We start from the raw sequence: 17,774 nt of genomic DNA on the forward strand, positions 1-17,774 counted from the left end.
TGAGGATCCAAAATGAAAATAACCAAACTCGAAACTTTCATTGTCGCGCCACGCTGGCTATTCCTCAAGGTCTCGACGGATGAGGGTATCTCCGGCTGGGGCGAGCCAGTTCTGGAGGGGCATGCGGAAACGCTTGCTGCGAAGATTCGCGAGCTTGAAACCCTGTTGATCGGGTGCGATCCGCTGCTCATTGAAGACACGTGGCAGATGATTTATCGCAATGGCTGCTATCGTGGCGGGCCTGTGTTGATGAGTGCGATGTCTGGCGTTGACATGGCGTTGTGGGATATCAAAGGCAAGGCTTATGGCCAGCCGGTCCATGCGCTTATGGGCGGTAAAGTGCGCGACAGGGTTCGTACATATCGCTGGATCGGGGGCGATCGGCCCGGCAATCTTGTCGCTGATGCCAAAGCCTTACTTGAAGCTGGCTACGATGCGTGCAAGCTGAATGCTACCGAGGAAGTTCAGTTTCTCGATTCCTATGCAAAGATCGACAAGATTGTCGCAAAGCTCAGTGAGCTGCGCGATGCGGTCGGGTCCCGTATGGACCTGGCTTTCGACTTTCACGGACGTCTGCATGCGCCGATGGCAAAGATATTGCTAAAGGAAATCGAGCCGCTGCGTCCAATGTTTATCGAGGATGCGGTCGTGTCGGCCCAAGTCGATCATATGGCAGATCTGGCCCGTTCCACTTCAATTCCGCTTGTCATTGGCGAACGGATGCACAGCCGTTACGAATTCCGTTCGGTCTTTGAAAAGCGTGCCGCCAGTATCATTAATCCTGACACAGCGCATGTCGGCGGTATTTCTGAAATGGTTCGCATTGGTCATATGGCCGAAGCCTATGACGTCGCACTGGCGCCGCATTGTCCGCTTGGCCCGATTGCACTGGCTGCCAGCCTTCAGGTCGATGCGATCTGCTATAATGCCGTCATCCAGGAACAGTCGCTTGGTATCCACTACAACAAAGGCGGCGATCTCAACGATTATCTCGTCCCCGAAAGCCGCTTTAAGGTTGAGGACGGTTTTCTTGCCATCCCCAGTGGTCCGGGGCTTGGCATCGAGGTGGACGAGAATATCGTCCGCGCCCGCGCCGTCGAGGGTCACGCTTGGCGCGCGCCCGTCTGGCGGCACGCCGACGGCTCGATTGCGGAGTGGTAATTCGCGGCATGGTTTCGGGTTTTCCCGCAGCACCTCAACAGGCTATCCGACCTTGAGCACGCTGGCTATAAGCTGGCTAATCTTCCGGGAAGATCACCCAGCATCCCAATTATATGACTTCCGCGATCGTATTCATCGTGCGGCCGTAAACCGATAAGGGCTATGCCCAGTATTCCGTGAGAACAGGAGGAGTCTCATGATCTTGGAAGAAAAAATAATCAAAAAAATAACATGGCGAATGATGCCGTTTCTGGGAGTATTGTACCTTATTGCGTACATAGATCGTCAGAATGTAAGCTTTGCGAAGCTACAGATGGTCGATGCACTGAACATGAGCGAATATGCTTATGGTCTTGGCGCATCGCTATTCTTTGTTGGGTACTTCTTTTTCGAGGTTCCGAGTAATCTGCTGCTCGAAAGGTTCGGAGCGAGCAAGTGGTTCGCCCGCATTCTGGTCTCGTGGGGGCTGGTGACCATCGCGCTTGCTTTCACTCAGAGTCCGACGATGTTTTATGTGCTACGCTTTCTGCTCGGTGCATGTGAGGCGGGTTTCTTTCCAGGTGTTCTTTATCTGCTTACGCTCTGGTTTCCTTCGCAATATCGTGGCTCAATGGTTGGACTTTTCATGATCTTTAGCGCGATAGCGAACGCTATAGGGGCTCCACTCGGTGGTTCGCTGCTTGCGCTGGATGGCGTTTTCGGCCTGGCGGGGTGGGAGTGGGTTTTCCTTGTTACTGGCGCTCCCGCGGTCATTGCGGGTATTGTCACCTGGTTCTATCTCGATGATAAACCTGAGCATGCCAAGTTCCTGTCATCCGAAGAAAAAGAATGGCTGAAACAGAGGCTGCTTCAGGAAAAGGAAGCGCTCGCGCCGAGTAGTAGCAACCCGTTCAAGGCGATGATCGATCCGCGCGTTCTGCTTATGTCAGTTTGCTTTATTGGCTTTCCGCTGTCAGCCTATGGTCTGAGCTACTGGCTGCCAACGGTTCTCAAGAGCTTTGGTATCGGTAATGTGGCCAACGGTTTCCTCAACATTATTCCCTGGGTGATTGTCGGTATTGGTCTCTATGTCGTGCCTGCAAAAGCGGCCAAGGCCAAGTCATCAACCCCTTACATCGTCATACCGGCTATTTTGGGAGCTGTGTGTCTCGTGCTTTCGGCAGTGATACCGAACCAGACTGTTCAGTTCATTTTCCTCTGTCTGGCCGCTGGCGGCATTTTTGCGGGCCAGCCCGTATTCTGGAGTCTGCCGTCGCGTTTCCTGACGGGGGCGGGGGCTGCGGCGGGTTTGGCGGCGATCAATTCGGTCGGTAATCTGGGTGGATTTATTGCTCAGAACGTAGTCCCCTGGATCAGGGACGTGACTGGAAGTACACTGACACCGATGTTCTTTCTGGCGGCCTGCCTATCTGTTACGGCGGTCCTTTCAATCATTGTCAGCCGCTCGATCGCTCAGAAGGACTGAAATAGGATTGAGTACTGCCGAATGGCGAACAGTCAGAACGTGGCATTTTCTCTGGAACAATGCCGCGTTCAATTTTTGTTTGAGTCTGAAGCAACACGATCAAAAACCGAATTTATCATTCTCCGTTAGATTGTATTCTGAATATGCTTGACCTATTCTGAATAAAAAATATTTAAACCTGTAATTTTTGGATGATATACAAAAAAATAATTGGATTTTACAATATGTATTTCGATATTTGCAATACTTCAAAAGTAAATTGTGACTGGATTGATGTTGAATGGTGGAAGGTTGAAATATTTGTTTCGTAGAATTTTGCGGATCAGGTTCGTGGCGATTATCGCTGCGCTTTGATTGTTATTTGCTGACGTATAATAACAAACATTCCGCGCGGAATATTCCCGCTGCTTGACGCCATCATACGAACGGCCGAAGCGTTTTAGCCAATACCACCGTCCGAATCGAACACCCGATCTGGGTGACAACCGCTCCAGACGAGTGTGTGGAGAATGGTCAGGCCTCGGCATGGCTCCGAGCGTCAGAGGCCGATCGCCTGAACCGCACGTCAAGATGCGCTGCCATTCGCTTATCCAGATCGTGACATGGACGTTTGCCCGCGTTCAGTCGCTGTGATCCGTCAATGGTCCCAGTAACCCCGCAAAGCGTGAAACCATTTCCAAGCCAGCCTCGGATGGTCTGAGAGCAGGTGCGCGGTCAAAGATCTCAATGCCTGCTCGCAACCCAAACAGGCGTTTGCCATAGCACATCAAATGTTCGATGCCCTGCATTGTGTTAACAACTGCTGGAAGCATTTTCTCGTATGAGTTTTGTGCCTCGTTTTCCCACCCATCTATGAAGAACTCGTAGGTTTTGACGGCAAAATCTATACAATCGGGTGCGAGAATAAGTCCTTTGCAACCTGCACGTAGATTGTCCGGCAACTCAAGCCCGGCACGTCCGTTGAATACCGGCATACGCCCGGCGGTAACCTGTATCAGATTGGCAATATCAACAACCGGCCCTTCGCCTTTGATCAGCTTAATGTTGGGATGCTGCTCACCGAGCTCACGAATATCTTCTGCATTCAGGCCGCGGCCCATCAGGGCAGGGGCATTCTGGATAGCAACCGGAAGAGACGTACTATCTGCAACGCGGCCGAAAAAGCTCATATATTCGCGGGCCTGAAACTGCCCGATCATGGGCGGCTGGAGAATGAGCCAATCAACGCCCAATCTTTCTGCTTCACGCACCTGACGTACTTGCTCTGCAACAGATGAACCATAAATGGTGATTGCGACAGGCACCTGTCCCTTGGTGTCCTCAACGAGCCATTGCATGATCTGGCACCGTTCGGCTTCGCTCATCTTGGATGCTTCTGTAGCTAACCCCAGCGCAGCAACGCCATGCACGCCTTGTGCAAGACACAGTTTGGTCTGCCGGCGCATCGCCTCCCGATCGAGATTTTCATCCCGATCGAAAAGTGCATAGAGAATGGCGTGGATGCCGTGAAGGGTGCTAGGAGAAAAACGGGACATACATCAATCTCAATGTCTTTTGCTGGAGCCGACAGGATCAGCGGAGTTGCGGATATCGATAATCGTTTGATGGCCTTTTGGCGCTGCCAGCTTCTTTGCAAGAGAAATGCCTAATAAGCCGCCCATTATCAGCGCAGCCGAAACAAGTGTCAGTGCAAGGTCATAGCTATTTGTTGTATCCTTGATCCAGCCGATCGCCGGAGGCAACACCAGTCCAGCCACGTTGGCCAGTGCATTGATGAGCGCAATCGAGACGGCAGCCGTCAGCCCGGAAACATATTCCGTTGTCACAGCCCAGAAGATGGGGATAACCGCCCAGTTCAAGCCGACCGACAAAACGATCAGAACGTAGGAAAGATGGGCATTGCCAATATATACGGCGGCCAGCAACAGCAGTCCTGCAAGTGTCAGCGGCACACCCAGATGATAGGCGCGTTCACGCGTGCTATCAGAATGACGTCCATTAAAGAACATGAAGATGCACGCTGCTATGAAAGGCACCGCGGATAGCAGGCTGATGGCCAGATCGTCGCCGCTTGAAATGCTTCGCACGATCAAGGGCATGAAAAGCGTAATTCCAATCGTCCCAAATGCCTGCAACAACCAGAAGGCAGCAAGCAGCCAGACATTTCCGTTTCGGAATGCTGTTTGCCAGCCTGTCTTATGCTCAGATTGACCCGTGCCCTGTTCAGCGTCGATCTTTCGCTCCAGTTCATAGGCTTCCGCCTGCGAGAGCCAGCTGGCATCCGACGGTCGATCTGGCAGGAACCACAAGACGACGAATCCGAGTAGGACCGCTGGCAGGCCTTCCACGAAAAACACCCAGCGCCAGCCTGCCACGCCCAAAGCGCCGTCAGCATGAAGCAGCAGACCCGAAAGTGGGAGGCCTATGACAGAGGCGAGAGCTGCGCCGATGTAGAAAAAGGACATTGCATGCGCGCGCTCCTGCGAAGGATACCAGCGCGCCAGATAATAGATGATGCCGGGCGTGAAACCGGCTTCTGCAGCTCCCAATAGCAACCGCATCCCGTATAGCTGATACGCGCTGGTAATAAAGGCCATACCCATGGCTACCAGGCCCCAGCTAATCATGATGCGCGCAATCCAGCGTCGCGCTCCAAACTTGGTCAGCGCAACATTACTGGGCACCTCAAAGATGATGTAGGTAAGGAAGAACAGACCTGCAGCCAACCCGTACATTCGACTGGTCAGTCCCAGATCGGCATTCATACCCAACGCTGCGACAGAGATATTGGATCTGTCGATATAGGCTATCAGGTACAGAAGCATCAAGAAAGGCAAGATGCGGAGATTTATCTTCCGCATTGTGGCTTGGTGTTCCTTACTCATCGTCTCCTCCCCAGTCGACATTTGATGGCTGATTCAAACATCATACGTTTAACATATGATGTTTGATTATCAAGATCGAAATTTGCTAGAGTTGAAGCGGAAGCTTGGGATCTGGACATCCGACAAACAGGATTAAGCTATTAGCCTGTTGCCAATCCCTTTCACCCGTGCCAACGCAGAAGCAGACGAGCGGAGAAGGCCATATGAATCAGAAGAAGCCGAACCGGACACAGACGGTGGTTGATGCGCTGGGGAGACGCATCGTATCGGGCGAATTCGCCATCAATGTTGTGTTCCCTTCGGAGCCTGAGCTGGAGCGAGAATATCAGGTCAGCCGGACGGTCATTCGCGAGGCGATAAAAATATTGTCTGCAAAGGGGCTCGTCACCGTGCGGCAAAGGCATGGCACACATGTCAACAGCAGGGAATACTGGAGCTGGCTCGATGCCGATCTGATAAGGTGGCTTTCAACCAGCACCTTGGCCAAGCAGGAATTGCTAGCCTTTTCCGAAATCCGCCAAATCATAGAACCGGAGGCCGCAGCGCTTGCTGCCTTACGCGGCGACGAGAGCCAAAAACAACGAATAGTCGAGGCTTACCGCCGAATGGCACACAATCAGGAAGAGGAGAGCAAGGCTGTTGCGGCCGACAAGGCATTTCACCTGGCGATTCTCGCTGCTACAGGCAACCCGGTCTTGCTCAGCTTTCAGAAAGTCATCGAAGCCATCTTCGATACATTGTTTCCTTATACAACGAAGGCATTCGCCGATAATATCGAGAACCACCATCAGGTCGCGGAAGCGATCTATCGTGGAGATGCCGCCGCCGCGAGACAGAACATGAAGGAACTGCTTGCGGAGACGGGACGCTACATCGAAAAAAATACCTGAGGATCGCGGCAATTTCGTCCAGGCAGCGTAGTCACTGATACCGGCGACGTAGAACTAGATGCTGCTGTGTCTCCGGCAAATCCCTATGCAGGGTGTTGCTGAACACTCAGCCCGCCATCGACAGTGAGACAGGTCGCGTTCATGAAGGGACATTCGTCCGAAATCATGAATACCGCCGCCATAGCAATTTCATGGGGTGAAGCGATCCGCCCGCCCGGATGTAGTGCCATTGTTTCCGCTCGCGCTGCCACAGGATCAGGAAAACTGTTCCAGTAGTCGACATTTTTCTGGGTCTCGACATAGCCCGGCGCAATTGCGTTCACGCGGATCTGCTGTGGTGCATATTCCAGACCCAGTGCCTTGGTCATGCCCATCAGTGCATGTTTTGCCAGCGGATACGGAAATGTGTGCGGGATGATGGTGAAAGCGTGGGTGGAGGCAATGTTGAGAATAACGCCGCCGCCCTGTTCTATCAGACCCGGCAGAACAGCCTTGCTGCAATTCCACGCGCCCTTAAGATTGACGTCAAAACAACGGTTCCATTGATCGTCGCTCGTTTCCAGCGGTTTCGCAAAAACATTGATGCCGGCATTATTCACAAGCGCATTGACGGCTCCGATCTCGTCGTTTGCCTGTGCAACGGCTGCAGAGATAGCGGAAGCATCTGAAATATCAGCCTTTGCGAAACCCAAGATTGCTCCCTGCTCGCGCAAAGCAATGGCTTCACGCTCAAGTCGCTCCAAATCCATGTCGATGAGAAATAGTCGCGCGCCTTCCTTTGCAAAAGCCTGTGCGATGGCAAGGCCGATACCCTGTGCTGCGCCTGTGACAAATATCCGTTTTCCGACAAGTCGGTCAGCCATATCTCTATTTCCCTCTTATACCGAGGCGCTGAGATGCTAATGCATCACGCCTTGAAAATGTTCAATCGCCGCACGGGCTCAATCAAAACCCAATGTGTCAAGCTCATCGAGTTTTGGCATTACCATTCCGCCACGCTGCCATCGGCATGACGCCAGACGGGATTGCGCCAGTCATGGCCGATCTTGGCCCGTTCCCTGACATAATCCTCGTCGATCTCAATGCCCAGACCCGGTCCTTGCGGGATAGCGACATAACCGTCGCAATACTCGAAAACCTCGCGGTTGGTAATGTAGTCGAGTATGTCATTGCTTTCGTTGTAGTGAATGTTCAGGCTCTGCTCCTGAATGAAGGCGTTGTAACTCACAGCATCCACTTGCAAACAGGAGGCGAGTGCGATCGGTCCTAATGGACAATGTGGTGCCAGCGCCACGTCATAAGCTTCCGCCATCGCCGCAATTTTACGACATTCGGTAATACCGCCTGCATGGGACAGATCCGGCTGGATAATATCGACATAACCGCGCGACAGAATCGACTTGAAATCCCAGCGCGAATAAAGCCGTTCGCCCAGAGCAATCGGGGTCGATGTGTGATTGGCAATTTCGACCAATGCCTCGACATTTTCAGACAGCACCGGCTCTTCGATAAACATCAGCTTGAACTGGTCCAGTTCACGGGCCAAAACCTTTGCCATCGGGCGGTGGACGCGCCCGTGGAAATCGGCCCCGATACCCACATGCGGGCCGACGGCCGCACGCACAGCACCAATCGTTTCAACAATGGCGTCGATCTTGGCGTGGCTGTCGACAATCTGGAGTTCCTGAGCGCCATTCATCTTCAGCGCGGTAAACCCACGGTCCACCATCTCCCGCGCATTAGCCGCTACATCGGATGGACGATCGCCTCCAACCCAGGAATAGACTTTGATACGATCCCGACACTGGCCTCCCAACAGTTCGTGCACCGGCACGCCGAGCGCCTTGCCCTTGATGTCCCACAGTGCCTGATCAACGCCAGCAATAGCGCTCATCAAAATGGGGCCGCCACGGTAGAAGCCCCCGCGATACATGACGTTCCAATGATCTTCGATCAGCCGCGGGTCCTTGCCGACGAGATATTCGGACAATTCGTGTACAGCGGCTTCAACCGTCCGCGCGCGGCCTTCGATAACCGGCTCACCCCAACCGGAAATCCCTTCATCGGTCTCAATCTTCAGAAACAGCCAGCGTGGCGGAACGATATAGGTCGTCAGTTTTGTTATCTTCATCTGGATCGCTCACTTCTGGAGGATTTCGGGAGGGTGTTGACGGTGAGGTGGATTGTTCCGGCCAGGGTTTCGCCCGGAGCAAGGATATGCAAACCGCCAAGATCGGTGCGATGGTGCCCGTTGGCCTTGTGGGTCATCGGTTCAAGACAGAAAAAATCCGGCATGGCCGCTGCTGAATTTGCGGCATAAGGCAAATACAGAAACGCATGGGCGAAGATCGGATTGTAACTCATCTCCAGCGCAAGACCTGTTTCTGGCCAAAGAATGCGCGCTGGTCCTTCCAGGCCCGAAAAACCGTTATTGATCCAGCGAACAGGTAGCGAACGCGGCTTTCGAAAATCGAGAGGATCGCTCAATTCCAGCTCGTTACCCGGCAGTGAACCTTCTGCTTCTTCATGAAAACTTTTCGCCTGAAACTCGAGCAAAGTATCGGGTCGCAGTGGGAAATAAGGATGCCAGCCAAGACCGAAAGGCAGGGCATGCGCGCCCTCGTTAACGACGGACAGCTGCAGGCTGAAGCCATACTCGTCAATGCGAAAAACCTGACGGGCCGTATAATCATAAGGATTAGTCCCGTCGCTATCATGACGGTAGCTCAGGGTCAGCTCGTTTTCCGACCGTTCGACCACATTCCAGAGTGCCAGCCAGCCGTCCCCATGCAGATAAAGGGGGTCACGCGCGCTGTTGGCCGCAAGATGATAAATGCGGCCTTCGAATGTGAAACTGTTGCCGCCAAGCCGGTTTCCGAACGGGACCAGCGGAAACCCTGCGCTATCTCCCGGGCCAGCTTGATCATCCGTCGCAGACCGTAATAACGCAGTCTGCGAGCCGTCCTTGTGTCGCCACCATAGCCCCTGCATGACACCACCCTGCGCGGAGATGCTGGCCGATAGCTTGTTCGAACTGACATGCAAAGCCATGGGAGCCTCTTTGTCAACGCATAGAGCTGGAGCATTCCGAATTCAGACGGAACCGCTCCGTACTTTGGGAAGCAGATCAAGCCGTTCCGAAAACCCGATCATAGGCCGCGATAGTACGTCGTGCGTTGTCCCGAACAGTTGTGCCCGTGTCTCCGGGTCTATAGAGACTGGTGCCGAGACCGAAGGTCCGAACGCCTATCTTGGCATAATCGGCAAAACTCGCATCAGAAACACCGCCGACGGCACCCACTACCGCATCTGTCGGGAGGATAGTCTTGATCGCTGCGACGCCGGATGGTCCGAGCGCTCCAGCAGGAAAGAACTTCAACGCAGATGCGCCGCTTTTGAGTGCGAGAAGCGCTTCCGAGGCTGTGTAGCATCCGGGCATGGAATAGAGCCCACGTGCCGCTGCGGCCTTGATGATCTCTGGGTCTGTGTTGGGACTGACCATGATGCGGCCGCCGAGATCGGCCAGTTTTGCGACATCGTCCACAGTCAAGACCGTACCGGCGCCGATCAGCGCCTTGTCGCCGAACAGTTTCACAGCCTGCCCGATAGAAACCCACGGCTGTGGAGAGTTCAGCGGGATTTCGATCACCTCAAAACCTTCTTCCAGCAGAACCGTGAGAATGGCTTCGACTTCTTCGTTGCGAATGCCGCGGATAATCGCCACAAGCGAGCGTTGCAGCGATGGCCAGACAGGTTTGGTATTCATCTTATGCTCCAGACTGGGAATGGATTAAGCGGGCCGCCGCCAGCAACCCTGCTCTCACGACTTTCTCGCCATCGAAGAGTTGAACGCTGAAGCCTGCCTGCTCCATTACGGGCCGGTAAAGCCGGTTCAACCGCTCGGATGCGACCAGCCCCGCTTCGCCGCCACCGTAAATGCGTAACGCCGTACCGATTTCTGCGCCGATCAGCACGCCCGACAAATGGGCAGCGCCATCGGCGTGTTCTTCAAAGTTCAAAAGCTGACTGGCTCGAATCTGGAACAGCATGGCGAGAGCCTGTTCCGGCGCTTTCAGGCTATGCTCGACAGCTCGTGCGAAAGCTGGTGTTTGGGCCTCAAAATTGCTCGCTGGATCGACAGCGTGCTTGAGGATCGAATGTTGCGACAGCACGGCAAATAGTTCACCGGTCATGAAACTGGTGAAGCCCGTCACCTGCCGGTCGGCAATACTGACCCATTTGCAATGGGTACCCGGCATACACACAAGCCCGTCGGGCAAGGTTTCAACGACACCCGCAAGTTGCGTTTCCTCGCCGCGCATCACGTTGGCGGCGTCGCTTCGAATTTGCGCGACGCCGGGGATGATGCGGATATCGCGTCCAGTTTTCGGTACATGAACTGCTTCCTCGGCCAGACGGTCCAACTGCGCAGGAACAGGCAAATAGGGTGCTTCCACCCAGCCCTGGCGTGCGCCTGCCATGCCACTTATGAGGACCGGCAGATCGGCAGGAGCGCCAAGGCGGTGGAGATGTCGCTCCAGAACAGTGGCGAAGCCGGTATCCGCCGCCTTCATCATGCCTTCGTCGCTCTTGCTTTCGCCCAGCACCGCGCCGTCCTGATTGACGACCCAAAGCCGAAAGCTGGAGGTGCCCCAATCGACCAAAGCATAGAACATTTCATTCCCCATTATCTGTCGCCATCAGCTTCTAAACGCAATGGTGGAGGAGCGTAGATTGTCAAGGAGCACCGCCAGCAAAAGAATGAAACCACGCACGACATACTGGTAAAACGCCTGGATGTTCAGCAGATTCATTACGTTTTCTGCGATACCCATGATGAGCACACCCACGATCACGCCCGTCATGGCAGCACGTCCTCCGGCCAGCGACACACCACCCAGTACGCACGCCGAAATGACGGAAAGTTCGAGACCGGTCGCTGCATTGGGCTGACCCGAAGTGATGCGTGACGCCAGCAAAATGCCTGCAATAGCGCAAATCAGTCCTTGCAGCGCGAAGATCCAGATTCGCATCCCGACAACATTGACACCTGCCAGACGCGACGCTTCCGGATTGCCGCCGATAGCCAGCGTATTCTTGCCGAAGACGGTGCGGTTCAGGACAAAGCCGAACACGACGAATAGAGCGATCATCACCCAGATCGGGGTAGGCACACCGAAAAACTTCGAAAGCGCGAGCTGATAGAATGAAGGATCGTTGATACCTACGGCGCGACCGTCCGAGGAAATCAACGCCAAGCCGCGGACGATCTGCATGGTGGCGAGTGTGGCGATCAAAGCATTGACCTTGAACCGCGCGATAACGACGCCGTTGAAGAGCCCGACAATAAAGCCGGCCGCCAAAGCGGCCAGCAGGCCGATAAGGATGGAGCCGCTGACATTGGAAACCATCACAGCAATCATGCCAGTAAATGCCACGTTCGAACCGACCGAAAGGTCGAAGTCCCGCGAAGCCAGACAGAGCATCATCGTGCAGGCCACGATACCGATGGTTACGACTGATTGCAGCAGCCCCAGCATGTTGCGCTCGGTGAGAAAGTTGGGAACCGTCAGCGCCACGACTGCAAAAGCGATGGCAAAAATCACCACTAGCCCCTGTTCGCCGAGAAGGAGTTTTTTCAAAGCGGTCATCGTGATGCAACTTTCTGACTGTCAAATTGAATGGATGCCGTGCGGTCCGGCAGGGCAGCGGCTAGAATGGTGCGCTCGTCAAAACCGGGGCGGTCAACGGAAGCGGCAATGCGGCCTTCGCACATGACAAGGATGCGGTCCGAAATGCCCATCACTTCGGGCAGTTCGCTCGAAACAACGACAATTGCCATGCCGCTCTCGGCAAGACCGTAGAGAATTTCATAAATCTCGGCTTTAGCGCCAACATCGATGCCGCGTGTTGGCTCATCGATCATTAGAACCTTGACGTTCTGCTCAGAAAGCCAGCGTCCGAGAATAACCTTCTGTTGGTTGCCGCCCGACAGATGGACTATGTCCTGTTTGCGCGACGGCGTGCGCACGCGCAGCTGCTTGATGCTCTTTTCGGCGATATCTGCTTCTTTGCGGGGGGAAATTAGTCCCATGGGGGAAAAATGCCGGCGTGTTGAAATGGCGATATTTTCTTCGATAGATCGCCCCTGCAGGATGCCATCTGCCTTGCGATCTTCCGGGCACAGCATAATGCCCGCCTCGATCGACTTGCGCGGACTGTCGGCTGAAACCTTTATGCCGTCAACTTCAACACTGCCGCTCTTGCGGCTGTCAGCACCGTAAAGCAGCCGCAGCATTTCTGAACGCCCGGCGCCAATAAGGCCGAACAGGCCGAGGATCTCACCACTGCGCACTTCAAAGCTGGCCGGATCGGGCAATTCGGGTCCACTCAGATTTTCGACCCGCAGTCGAACTTGATTCTTGATCGGTCGCCCCCGCCAGCCCCATATATCGGAAATTTCTCGTCCCACCATTTCCGCGATCACCTGATCGCGTGTGACACCCTCAAGACTGCTGTGATGGGCCGCAAGCTTGCCATCTCGCAATACGGTGAGACTGTTGCAGAGATCGAAGACCTCATCCAGCCGGTGAGAGACATAAAGGATCACTTTACCTTCGGCCTTGAGCCGACGGATCAGCTTGAACAGAATTTCACTTTCCCGCGAAGACAGTGATGAAGTTGGCTCGTCCAGTGCAATCACGCGTGCATCGACCATGATTGCCTTTGCTATCTCCACCATCTGGCGTTCGCCGATGGAAAGCCGCGCCACCTTGATCGAAGGATCAATGTCCAGGCCGATGTCGGCAAGCTTTCTAGTAACCTCATCGGTCAACTGGCGGGAATTGATAACGCCACCCTGATTGGGAAAACGGCCAAGCCAGAGATTTTCGGCGACCGTCAGCTCAGGCACGAGCTGCAGTTCCTGATGGACGACCACCACGCCTGCCTGGAAGGCATCGCGAACGGACGCGTATTTCTGCTCGATCCCATCAATGGATATCGTACCACTATTTGCGGCCTGATCGCCGGAGAGGATACGGATCAGCGTGGATTTTCCCGCGCCATTTTCCCCCATCAGGCCGTGGACACTGCCTTTAGCCACCGTGAAGGAAACATTGGAAAGCGCGTGCACACCCGGATAAGATTTCGAGATATGACTGAACGCCAGAAAGCTATCCATGACATCTCCGGAGATTGGTATCGCATATAGTGAAGAAGGGACGCGGCCGCATGAAGTTTTCAACGACCGCGTCGGAAAGAAGCTGCTCGACTTACTCGATGCCTAGATCTTTTCTGACCTGCTCGTAATTATCGCGCAGGGCAAGCTCACCTGTGGTGAGGATCAGCTTTTCCGGTTCCTTGTCATTGGCAACCCACTCATACATGTTGAGGGCGGTTTCATAACCATGACGCTTCGGCGAGATAATAACCGTGCCATAGAAACCAGTAGGATTGGGCTTCTTGAATTCGTTAATGGCCGAATCCGATCCACCAATGCCAACGGCAATGACATTGTCCGATGAAATGCCGACGCTTTCAGTGGCGCGCACGGCACCCAGAACCGCTTCATCGTTAAGGCCGACGGCAACCCAGTATTTAATTTTCGGGTTCTTGTTCAGCACTACTGTAGATGCATTCAGAGCGGCTTCCGTATCGGTCTTCGCCTGCGGCGCATCAAAAATATTGCTTCCAGGCAAGCCTGCGGCTTTCATCGCCGACAGTGCGCCCTCGACCCGGTCAACTGCAGTTGGCAACTGATCGTAGGAAACACGGACCGCACCGACATCCTTCCAATCCCAGCCACGCTTCTTTACTTCATCGCTGATGGCCTGACCGACAGCTTCACCGATCTTGGTGGCGGAAATGCCCATGTGTGGCACGTCTTCCAGCGGTTGGCCATCGGCACCGACAAGACGATCATCGACCGTCATCAACTTTAGATCATTGGCTGCAGCCTTCGCCACGATGCCAGGGCCAAGCTTAACGTCCGGCGTGCAAATAATCACGCCCTGCGCACCCTGCGCACCGAGATTATCGAGCGCAGCCTGCACTTTTTCGCCATCCTGCGCAGCGATTTTGACGAGGGTGAAGCCCTTTTCCTTGGCCGCGATATCGGCGAATTTCCATTCGTCCTGGAACCAGGGTTCTTCCGGTTGCTTCACGACGAAGCCGATCTTCACGTCCGCGGCCATTGCCGAGGTTAGGGTGGCAAATGCAACACTTCCGGCCACAAGCGCGGCCTTAAACAAACTCATGATGACCTCCCATAAAACTCATCCCGCCTCCTCGACGGTCGCAGATTCGTAACTTCAATGATCGTATTCGTCAACTGCCTAGTATGATGAATTAATCCTGTTGTAATATTTAGATATCTGTATAATCAGACCTGATTGATAGGGATGCACCGTCATGGTGGATCGAACCGTTGATTTGCCGTAACTTTGCTGAGTGGAGGTTGAGAGTGACAATAATATCGTCGAACGAAGCGATACAGGAATCCTCATCTGTGTCGACGCGCCCGCGCGTGAAGAACAATGTCATTTCAGCACTTGCTCTCGATATCTGCTCCGACACCTTCTCACCGGGCAGTTTTTTGCCGCGCGAAAATGATCTTTGTGCACGCTACAATGTAAGCCGGACAGTCATTCGCGAAGCGCTTAAAGTGTTGGAATCTAAAGGGCTGGTTCGCGGGCGTTCCCGCGTCGGTACCGTCGTGTGCGAACATGATGAATGGAATATTCTGGACCCGCAGGTCATCGAATGGCTCGGTGATCGGGTTGTAGAGTTCAACCTGCTTGATTGTGTGCTGGAAGCAAGGCGCTCCATAGAACCGGCCGCCGTCGTTCTCGCTGCAAGAAAGGCCACCACGCAGGAAATTGCGGATATCGAAAAGGCCTGGCAAATGATGAGGGATGCTGAGAATGATATTGTGAGCTTCACGGAAGCCGACGTGCTTTTTCACTCCTGTTTGCTCAAGGCCAGCCACAACCAGATTTTCCGTCAGCTCTCCCACACGATCAGTGCAGCTCTCAAATATTCATTGCAAACATCCAATGAAATTGCAGATACACGAGATGATGCCATAACCGCTCACGGCAATCTCGTGGAAGCGTTACGCATAAGAGATGAAGCCAAGGCAATCGAAGCCATTGAAATGGTGCTAGATATGGCTGAAAAAGATCTTGATCAGGCGAAAGCACCTATGCCTCGCGCTTGAAATGTAAGCGCCAGATAATTCCCTCCTCGAAACAACCATGCACTTTGGTCCGCCTCGAAGATGTTTGTTAAGACGCGCCAATAAAAACGTTTTTATTTTTCTTGAAAACGTTTTTATTGGCTGCTATCGTTTTGTCATCATGGTCGTGGGAGCTGGAGATGTCGAGGTTGATCCACTAAATGAAAACGAACGTGCGACCGACGATCAAAACGCTCGCGGAATACACGGGGTATTCGATTGCAACGATTTCGAAGGCGTTGCGCGGTTCACCGGTCGTAACGGAAGAGACGCGCAAGATTATTCTTTCTGCTGCGGACGAACTTGGCTATCAGGCCAATGCTCGTGGCATGGCGTTGCGTACGGGCAAGACCTATCAAGCCGCCGTATTAATGCCGATGAATTCGGTGGCAGGTTATGAATGGGACGGCGTCGAATATACGCAGATTCTCAGCGGCCTTAGCCAAGTCCTTGATGATAGCGATTATCAGCTTTCCGTCTATGGCTATCGCAGTTTTGACGATGCCTGTGCCATCACGCGCCGTATTGTCGATCAAAGCCTCGCCGACGGTCTGATTTTTTCAGGCGTTCTGGCTGATGATGCGCGCATCGACATGCTGGTAGAGGCTGACTTCCCTTTCGTGTCGCTGGGGAGGTGTCGCAAATCGCTCGTTTATGCCCATGTCGATGTGGATAATGAATGGGCTGCACATGCCGCAACTGCACGACTGATCGCTGGCGGGCACCGGCGCATCGGTCTGGTGAATGCGGATGTGCGTTTTTCCTATGCTCTCGACAGGATCGATGGTTTTACGCGTGCCTTCACAGAGGCAGGTGCTGCGCCATGTGCCGATCTGGTTATCGGCGGCGACTTGTCCACACGCTTCGGACGCGATTCTGCGCTGGCTCTCCGGGAAGAGCGCGATCCACCGACTGCGTTGGTCTGTGTCAATGAATCGACAACGCTCGGTGTGTTGTCCGCATTGCGGTCGCTGGGGCTGGAAGTGGGGCAGGACATTGATGTCATCGCCTATGACGACATCAATGTCAGTGCCTATTTCACTCCGCCGGTCACGACTCTCTACCAGCCGATCGAAGTGTTGGGGCAACGGCTGGGGGAATTTCTGTTGCGGCGTATGGGAGGGGAAGCCCCTGCGCAATTGAGGGAGGTTTTTCGTCCGGAGCTCGTTGCGCGTCAGCCCGACGATATGGGCGGGAAGTTTAATTCCTAGAGCGGTTTGGCCTTTTTTCCGGAGTGGCGGGAACCGCTCCGGCGAGCAGCTCTCAATGCTGTTTCAGAGACACAGCCGCTTCATGCATTCGCTGAAAGTGTTCTAATGGGAGGAGTACACATGAAAAAGACAATTCTGACTTTGGCGCTCGCGCTGGTGTCCACTGTCGCTGCCCAAGCGGCCGATCTTGAGGGAAAAATGCTCAAGGTCGGTTCCGACACGACCTCGCCGCCGATGGAAAGCGTCGATCCCGCCACCGGGCAGATCGTCGGCTTCGATGTTGACGTGGTGAACGCAATCTGCGCCAAGATCAATTGCAAGGCGGAATTCGTGACTACGGGCTGGGATGGCATTTTCGCAGCTCTGGAGCAGGGAAACTTCGATCTCGTTGCATCTGGAGTTTCGATTACCGATGAACGCAAGAAGGCGATGGATTTCTCCGAGCCTTACATCATCAACAGTCAGGCCGTTTTGATGCGCGCCGAAGATGATGGTCTGACACTTGATGACTTCAAGTCGAAAGGCAAAAAGCTGTCGGCCCAGGCGAATACGACCGACGCTCAGGTGGCCGAAGGCATTGTCGGCAAGGATAATGTTGTTGCCTACGACAGTTTCAGCGCCTCTGTCATCGCGCTTAAGAATAAGGATGTCGACGGCGTGGTGATCAACGGTGCCAATGCACCCGCCTATGAAAAGGAATTCGCAGGCGAACTCGTTGTTCCAATTCGCGACCTGCAATCCGATCCGCTGGGGTTGGTTTTCCGCAAGGGCGACGAAACGGCTGCCGCCTTCAATGAAGGTATCAGGGCTATCAAGGAAGATGGCACGCTCGATGCTCTCATCAGCAAATATTGGGGCGCAAAATAGACTGGAACATTTCTGGCGGCGAACCTGCGAAAGTGAAGCACGTGCTGCCGAGATGAT

At 54.0% G+C, this 17,774-nt stretch carries 16 protein-coding genes; 6 read left to right on the forward strand and 10 right to left on the reverse strand.

What is annotated here, in order from left to right:
- The first annotated feature begins 12 nt into the window (after positions 1-12).
- Together dgoD (JNC70_RS20530) and JNC70_RS20535 are read left to right on the forward strand one after the other, a co-directional pair.
- Positions 13-1,161 carry a galactonate dehydratase gene (gene dgoD / locus JNC70_RS20530; RefSeq protein WP_104755799.1) on the forward strand — a complete coding sequence of 383 codons (1,149 nt, stop codon included), beginning with the start codon at positions 13-15 and terminating at the stop codon, positions 1,159-1,161.
- Positions 1,162-1,357: 196 nt separating this feature from the next.
- The gene (locus JNC70_RS20535; protein WP_104755800.1) at positions 1,358-2,626 is read left to right on the forward strand and encodes an MFS transporter; all 1,269 of its coding nucleotides are present in this window, start codon (positions 1,358-1,360) and stop codon (positions 2,624-2,626) included.
- 620 nt (positions 2,627-3,246) lie between these two features.
- Here JNC70_RS20535 and JNC70_RS20540 read toward each other — a convergent pair.
- On the reverse strand, positions 3,247-4,161 hold the full coding sequence (locus tag JNC70_RS20540; RefSeq protein WP_104755801.1) for a dihydrodipicolinate synthase family protein: 915 nt from the start codon (positions 4,159-4,161) through the stop codon (positions 3,247-3,249).
- A 9-nt stretch (positions 4,162-4,170) separates the two neighbouring features.
- Positions 4,171-5,511, reverse strand: coding sequence for an MFS transporter (locus JNC70_RS20545; protein ID WP_208623453.1), 1,341 nt, complete (start codon positions 5,509-5,511; stop codon positions 4,171-4,173).
- Positions 5,512-5,714: 203 nt separating this feature from the next.
- On the opposite strand from JNC70_RS20545, the gene JNC70_RS20550 reads away from it, so the two are divergent.
- Positions 5,715-6,401 carry a FadR/GntR family transcriptional regulator gene (locus JNC70_RS20550; protein WP_104755803.1) on the forward strand — a complete coding sequence of 229 codons (687 nt, stop codon included), beginning with the start codon at positions 5,715-5,717 and terminating at the stop codon, positions 6,399-6,401.
- 83 nt (positions 6,402-6,484) lie between these two features.
- Here the strand turns inward: JNC70_RS20550 and JNC70_RS20555 are convergent, their stop codons facing one another.
- The 8 genes from JNC70_RS20555 to JNC70_RS20590 form a co-directional block, all read right to left on the reverse strand.
- Complete coding sequence (locus tag JNC70_RS20555) at positions 6,485-7,264, reverse strand: SDR family oxidoreductase (protein ID WP_104755804.1); 780 nt, start codon at positions 7,262-7,264, stop codon at positions 6,485-6,487.
- A 119-nt stretch (positions 7,265-7,383) separates the two neighbouring features.
- Complete coding sequence (dgoD, locus tag JNC70_RS20560) at positions 7,384-8,532, reverse strand: galactonate dehydratase (protein ID WP_104755805.1); 1,149 nt, start codon at positions 8,530-8,532, stop codon at positions 7,384-7,386.
- Positions 8,529-9,452, reverse strand: coding sequence for an aldose 1-epimerase (locus JNC70_RS20565; RefSeq protein ID WP_104755806.1), 924 nt, complete (start codon positions 9,450-9,452; stop codon positions 8,529-8,531). Before JNC70_RS20565 ends, dgoD (JNC70_RS20560) begins: the two co-directional genes overlap by 4 nt.
- A gap of 76 nt (positions 9,453-9,528) precedes the next feature.
- Positions 9,529-10,167 carry a 2-dehydro-3-deoxy-6-phosphogalactonate aldolase gene (locus JNC70_RS20570; RefSeq protein WP_104755807.1) on the reverse strand — a complete coding sequence of 213 codons (639 nt, stop codon included), beginning with the start codon at positions 10,165-10,167 and terminating at the stop codon, positions 9,529-9,531.
- Position 10,168: 1 nt separating this feature from the next.
- Complete coding sequence (locus JNC70_RS20575; RefSeq protein WP_245414761.1) at positions 10,169-11,077, reverse strand: 2-dehydro-3-deoxygalactonokinase; 909 nt, start codon at positions 11,075-11,077, stop codon at positions 10,169-10,171.
- Between the two features lie 24 nt (positions 11,078-11,101).
- Positions 11,102-12,052, reverse strand: a complete 951-nt coding sequence (gene araH / locus JNC70_RS20580; protein ID WP_104755809.1) for an L-arabinose ABC transporter permease AraH — start codon at positions 12,050-12,052, stop codon at positions 11,102-11,104.
- Positions 12,049-13,584 (reverse strand): L-arabinose ABC transporter ATP-binding protein AraG, encoded by a 1,536-nt coding sequence (gene araG / locus JNC70_RS20585; protein WP_104755810.1) that lies wholly within the window; start codon positions 13,582-13,584, stop codon positions 12,049-12,051. The genes araH and araG overlap by 4 nt, the downstream gene beginning before the upstream one ends.
- A 91-nt stretch (positions 13,585-13,675) precedes the next feature.
- On the reverse strand, positions 13,676-14,659 hold the full coding sequence (locus tag JNC70_RS20590) for an arabinose ABC transporter substrate-binding protein (RefSeq protein WP_104755811.1): 984 nt from the start codon (positions 14,657-14,659) through the stop codon (positions 13,676-13,678).
- A 200-nt stretch (positions 14,660-14,859) separates the two neighbouring features.
- On the opposite strand from JNC70_RS20590, the gene JNC70_RS20595 reads away from it, so the two are divergent.
- The 3 genes from JNC70_RS20595 to JNC70_RS20605 all read left to right on the forward strand — a co-directional run bounded on the left by JNC70_RS20595 (position 14,860) and on the right by JNC70_RS20605 (position 17,717).
- A complete protein-coding gene (locus tag JNC70_RS20595; RefSeq protein ID WP_249127085.1) occupies positions 14,860-15,621 on the forward strand; it encodes a FadR/GntR family transcriptional regulator in 762 nt (253 codons plus the stop codon).
- Between the two features lie 179 nt (positions 15,622-15,800).
- A complete protein-coding gene (locus JNC70_RS20600; RefSeq protein ID WP_104755812.1) occupies positions 15,801-16,850 on the forward strand; it encodes a LacI family DNA-binding transcriptional regulator in 1,050 nt (349 codons plus the stop codon).
- Positions 16,851-16,970: 120 nt separating this feature from the next.
- Complete coding sequence (locus JNC70_RS20605; protein ID WP_104755813.1) at positions 16,971-17,717, forward strand: transporter substrate-binding domain-containing protein; 747 nt, start codon at positions 16,971-16,973, stop codon at positions 17,715-17,717.
- The last annotated feature ends 57 nt before the right edge of the window (positions 17,718-17,774 follow it).

Source organism: Brucella oryzae (assembly GCF_041929965.1).
GTDB classification, from domain to species: domain Bacteria; phylum Pseudomonadota; class Alphaproteobacteria; order Rhizobiales; family Rhizobiaceae; genus Brucella; species Brucella oryzae.

Bases quoted from the DNA above. Each gene is read 5' to 3' on its own strand.
- araG (WP_104755810.1), bottom strand. From the start codon at position 13,584: ATGGATAGCTTTCTGGCGTTCAGTCATATCTCGAAATCTTATCCGGGT.
- JNC70_RS20550 (WP_104755803.1), top strand. From the start codon at position 5,715: ATGAATCAGAAGAAGCCGAACCGGACACAGACGGTGGTTGATGCGCTG.
- JNC70_RS20540 (WP_104755801.1), bottom strand. From the start codon at position 4,161: ATGTCCCGTTTTTCTCCTAGCACCCTTCACGGCATCCACGCCATTCTC.
- JNC70_RS20575 (WP_245414761.1), bottom strand. From the start codon at position 11,077: ATGTTCTATGCTTTGGTCGATTGGGGCACCTCCAGCTTTCGGCTTTGG.
- JNC70_RS20535 (WP_104755800.1), top strand. From the start codon at position 1,358: ATGATCTTGGAAGAAAAAATAATCAAAAAAATAACATGGCGAATGATG.
- dgoD (WP_104755805.1), bottom strand. From the start codon at position 8,532: ATGAAGATAACAAAACTGACGACCTATATCGTTCCGCCACGCTGGCTG.
- JNC70_RS20605 (WP_104755813.1), top strand. From the start codon at position 16,971: ATGAAAAAGACAATTCTGACTTTGGCGCTCGCGCTGGTGTCCACTGTC.
- JNC70_RS20590 (WP_104755811.1), bottom strand. From the start codon at position 14,659: ATGAGTTTGTTTAAGGCCGCGCTTGTGGCCGGAAGTGTTGCATTTGCC.
- JNC70_RS20570 (WP_104755807.1), bottom strand. From the start codon at position 10,167: ATGAATACCAAACCTGTCTGGCCATCGCTGCAACGCTCGCTTGTGGCG.
- araH (WP_104755809.1), bottom strand. From the start codon at position 12,052: ATGACCGCTTTGAAAAAACTCCTTCTCGGCGAACAGGGGCTAGTGGTG.
- JNC70_RS20545 (WP_208623453.1), bottom strand. From the start codon at position 5,511: ATGAGTAAGGAACACCAAGCCACAATGCGGAAGATAAATCTCCGCATC.
- dgoD (WP_104755799.1), top strand. From the start codon at position 13: ATGAAAATAACCAAACTCGAAACTTTCATTGTCGCGCCACGCTGGCTA.
- JNC70_RS20555 (WP_104755804.1), bottom strand. From the start codon at position 7,264: ATGGCTGACCGACTTGTCGGAAAACGGATATTTGTCACAGGCGCAGCA.
- JNC70_RS20565 (WP_104755806.1), bottom strand. From the start codon at position 9,452: ATGGCTTTGCATGTCAGTTCGAACAAGCTATCGGCCAGCATCTCCGCG.
- JNC70_RS20600 (WP_104755812.1), top strand. From the start codon at position 15,801: ATGAAAACGAACGTGCGACCGACGATCAAAACGCTCGCGGAATACACG.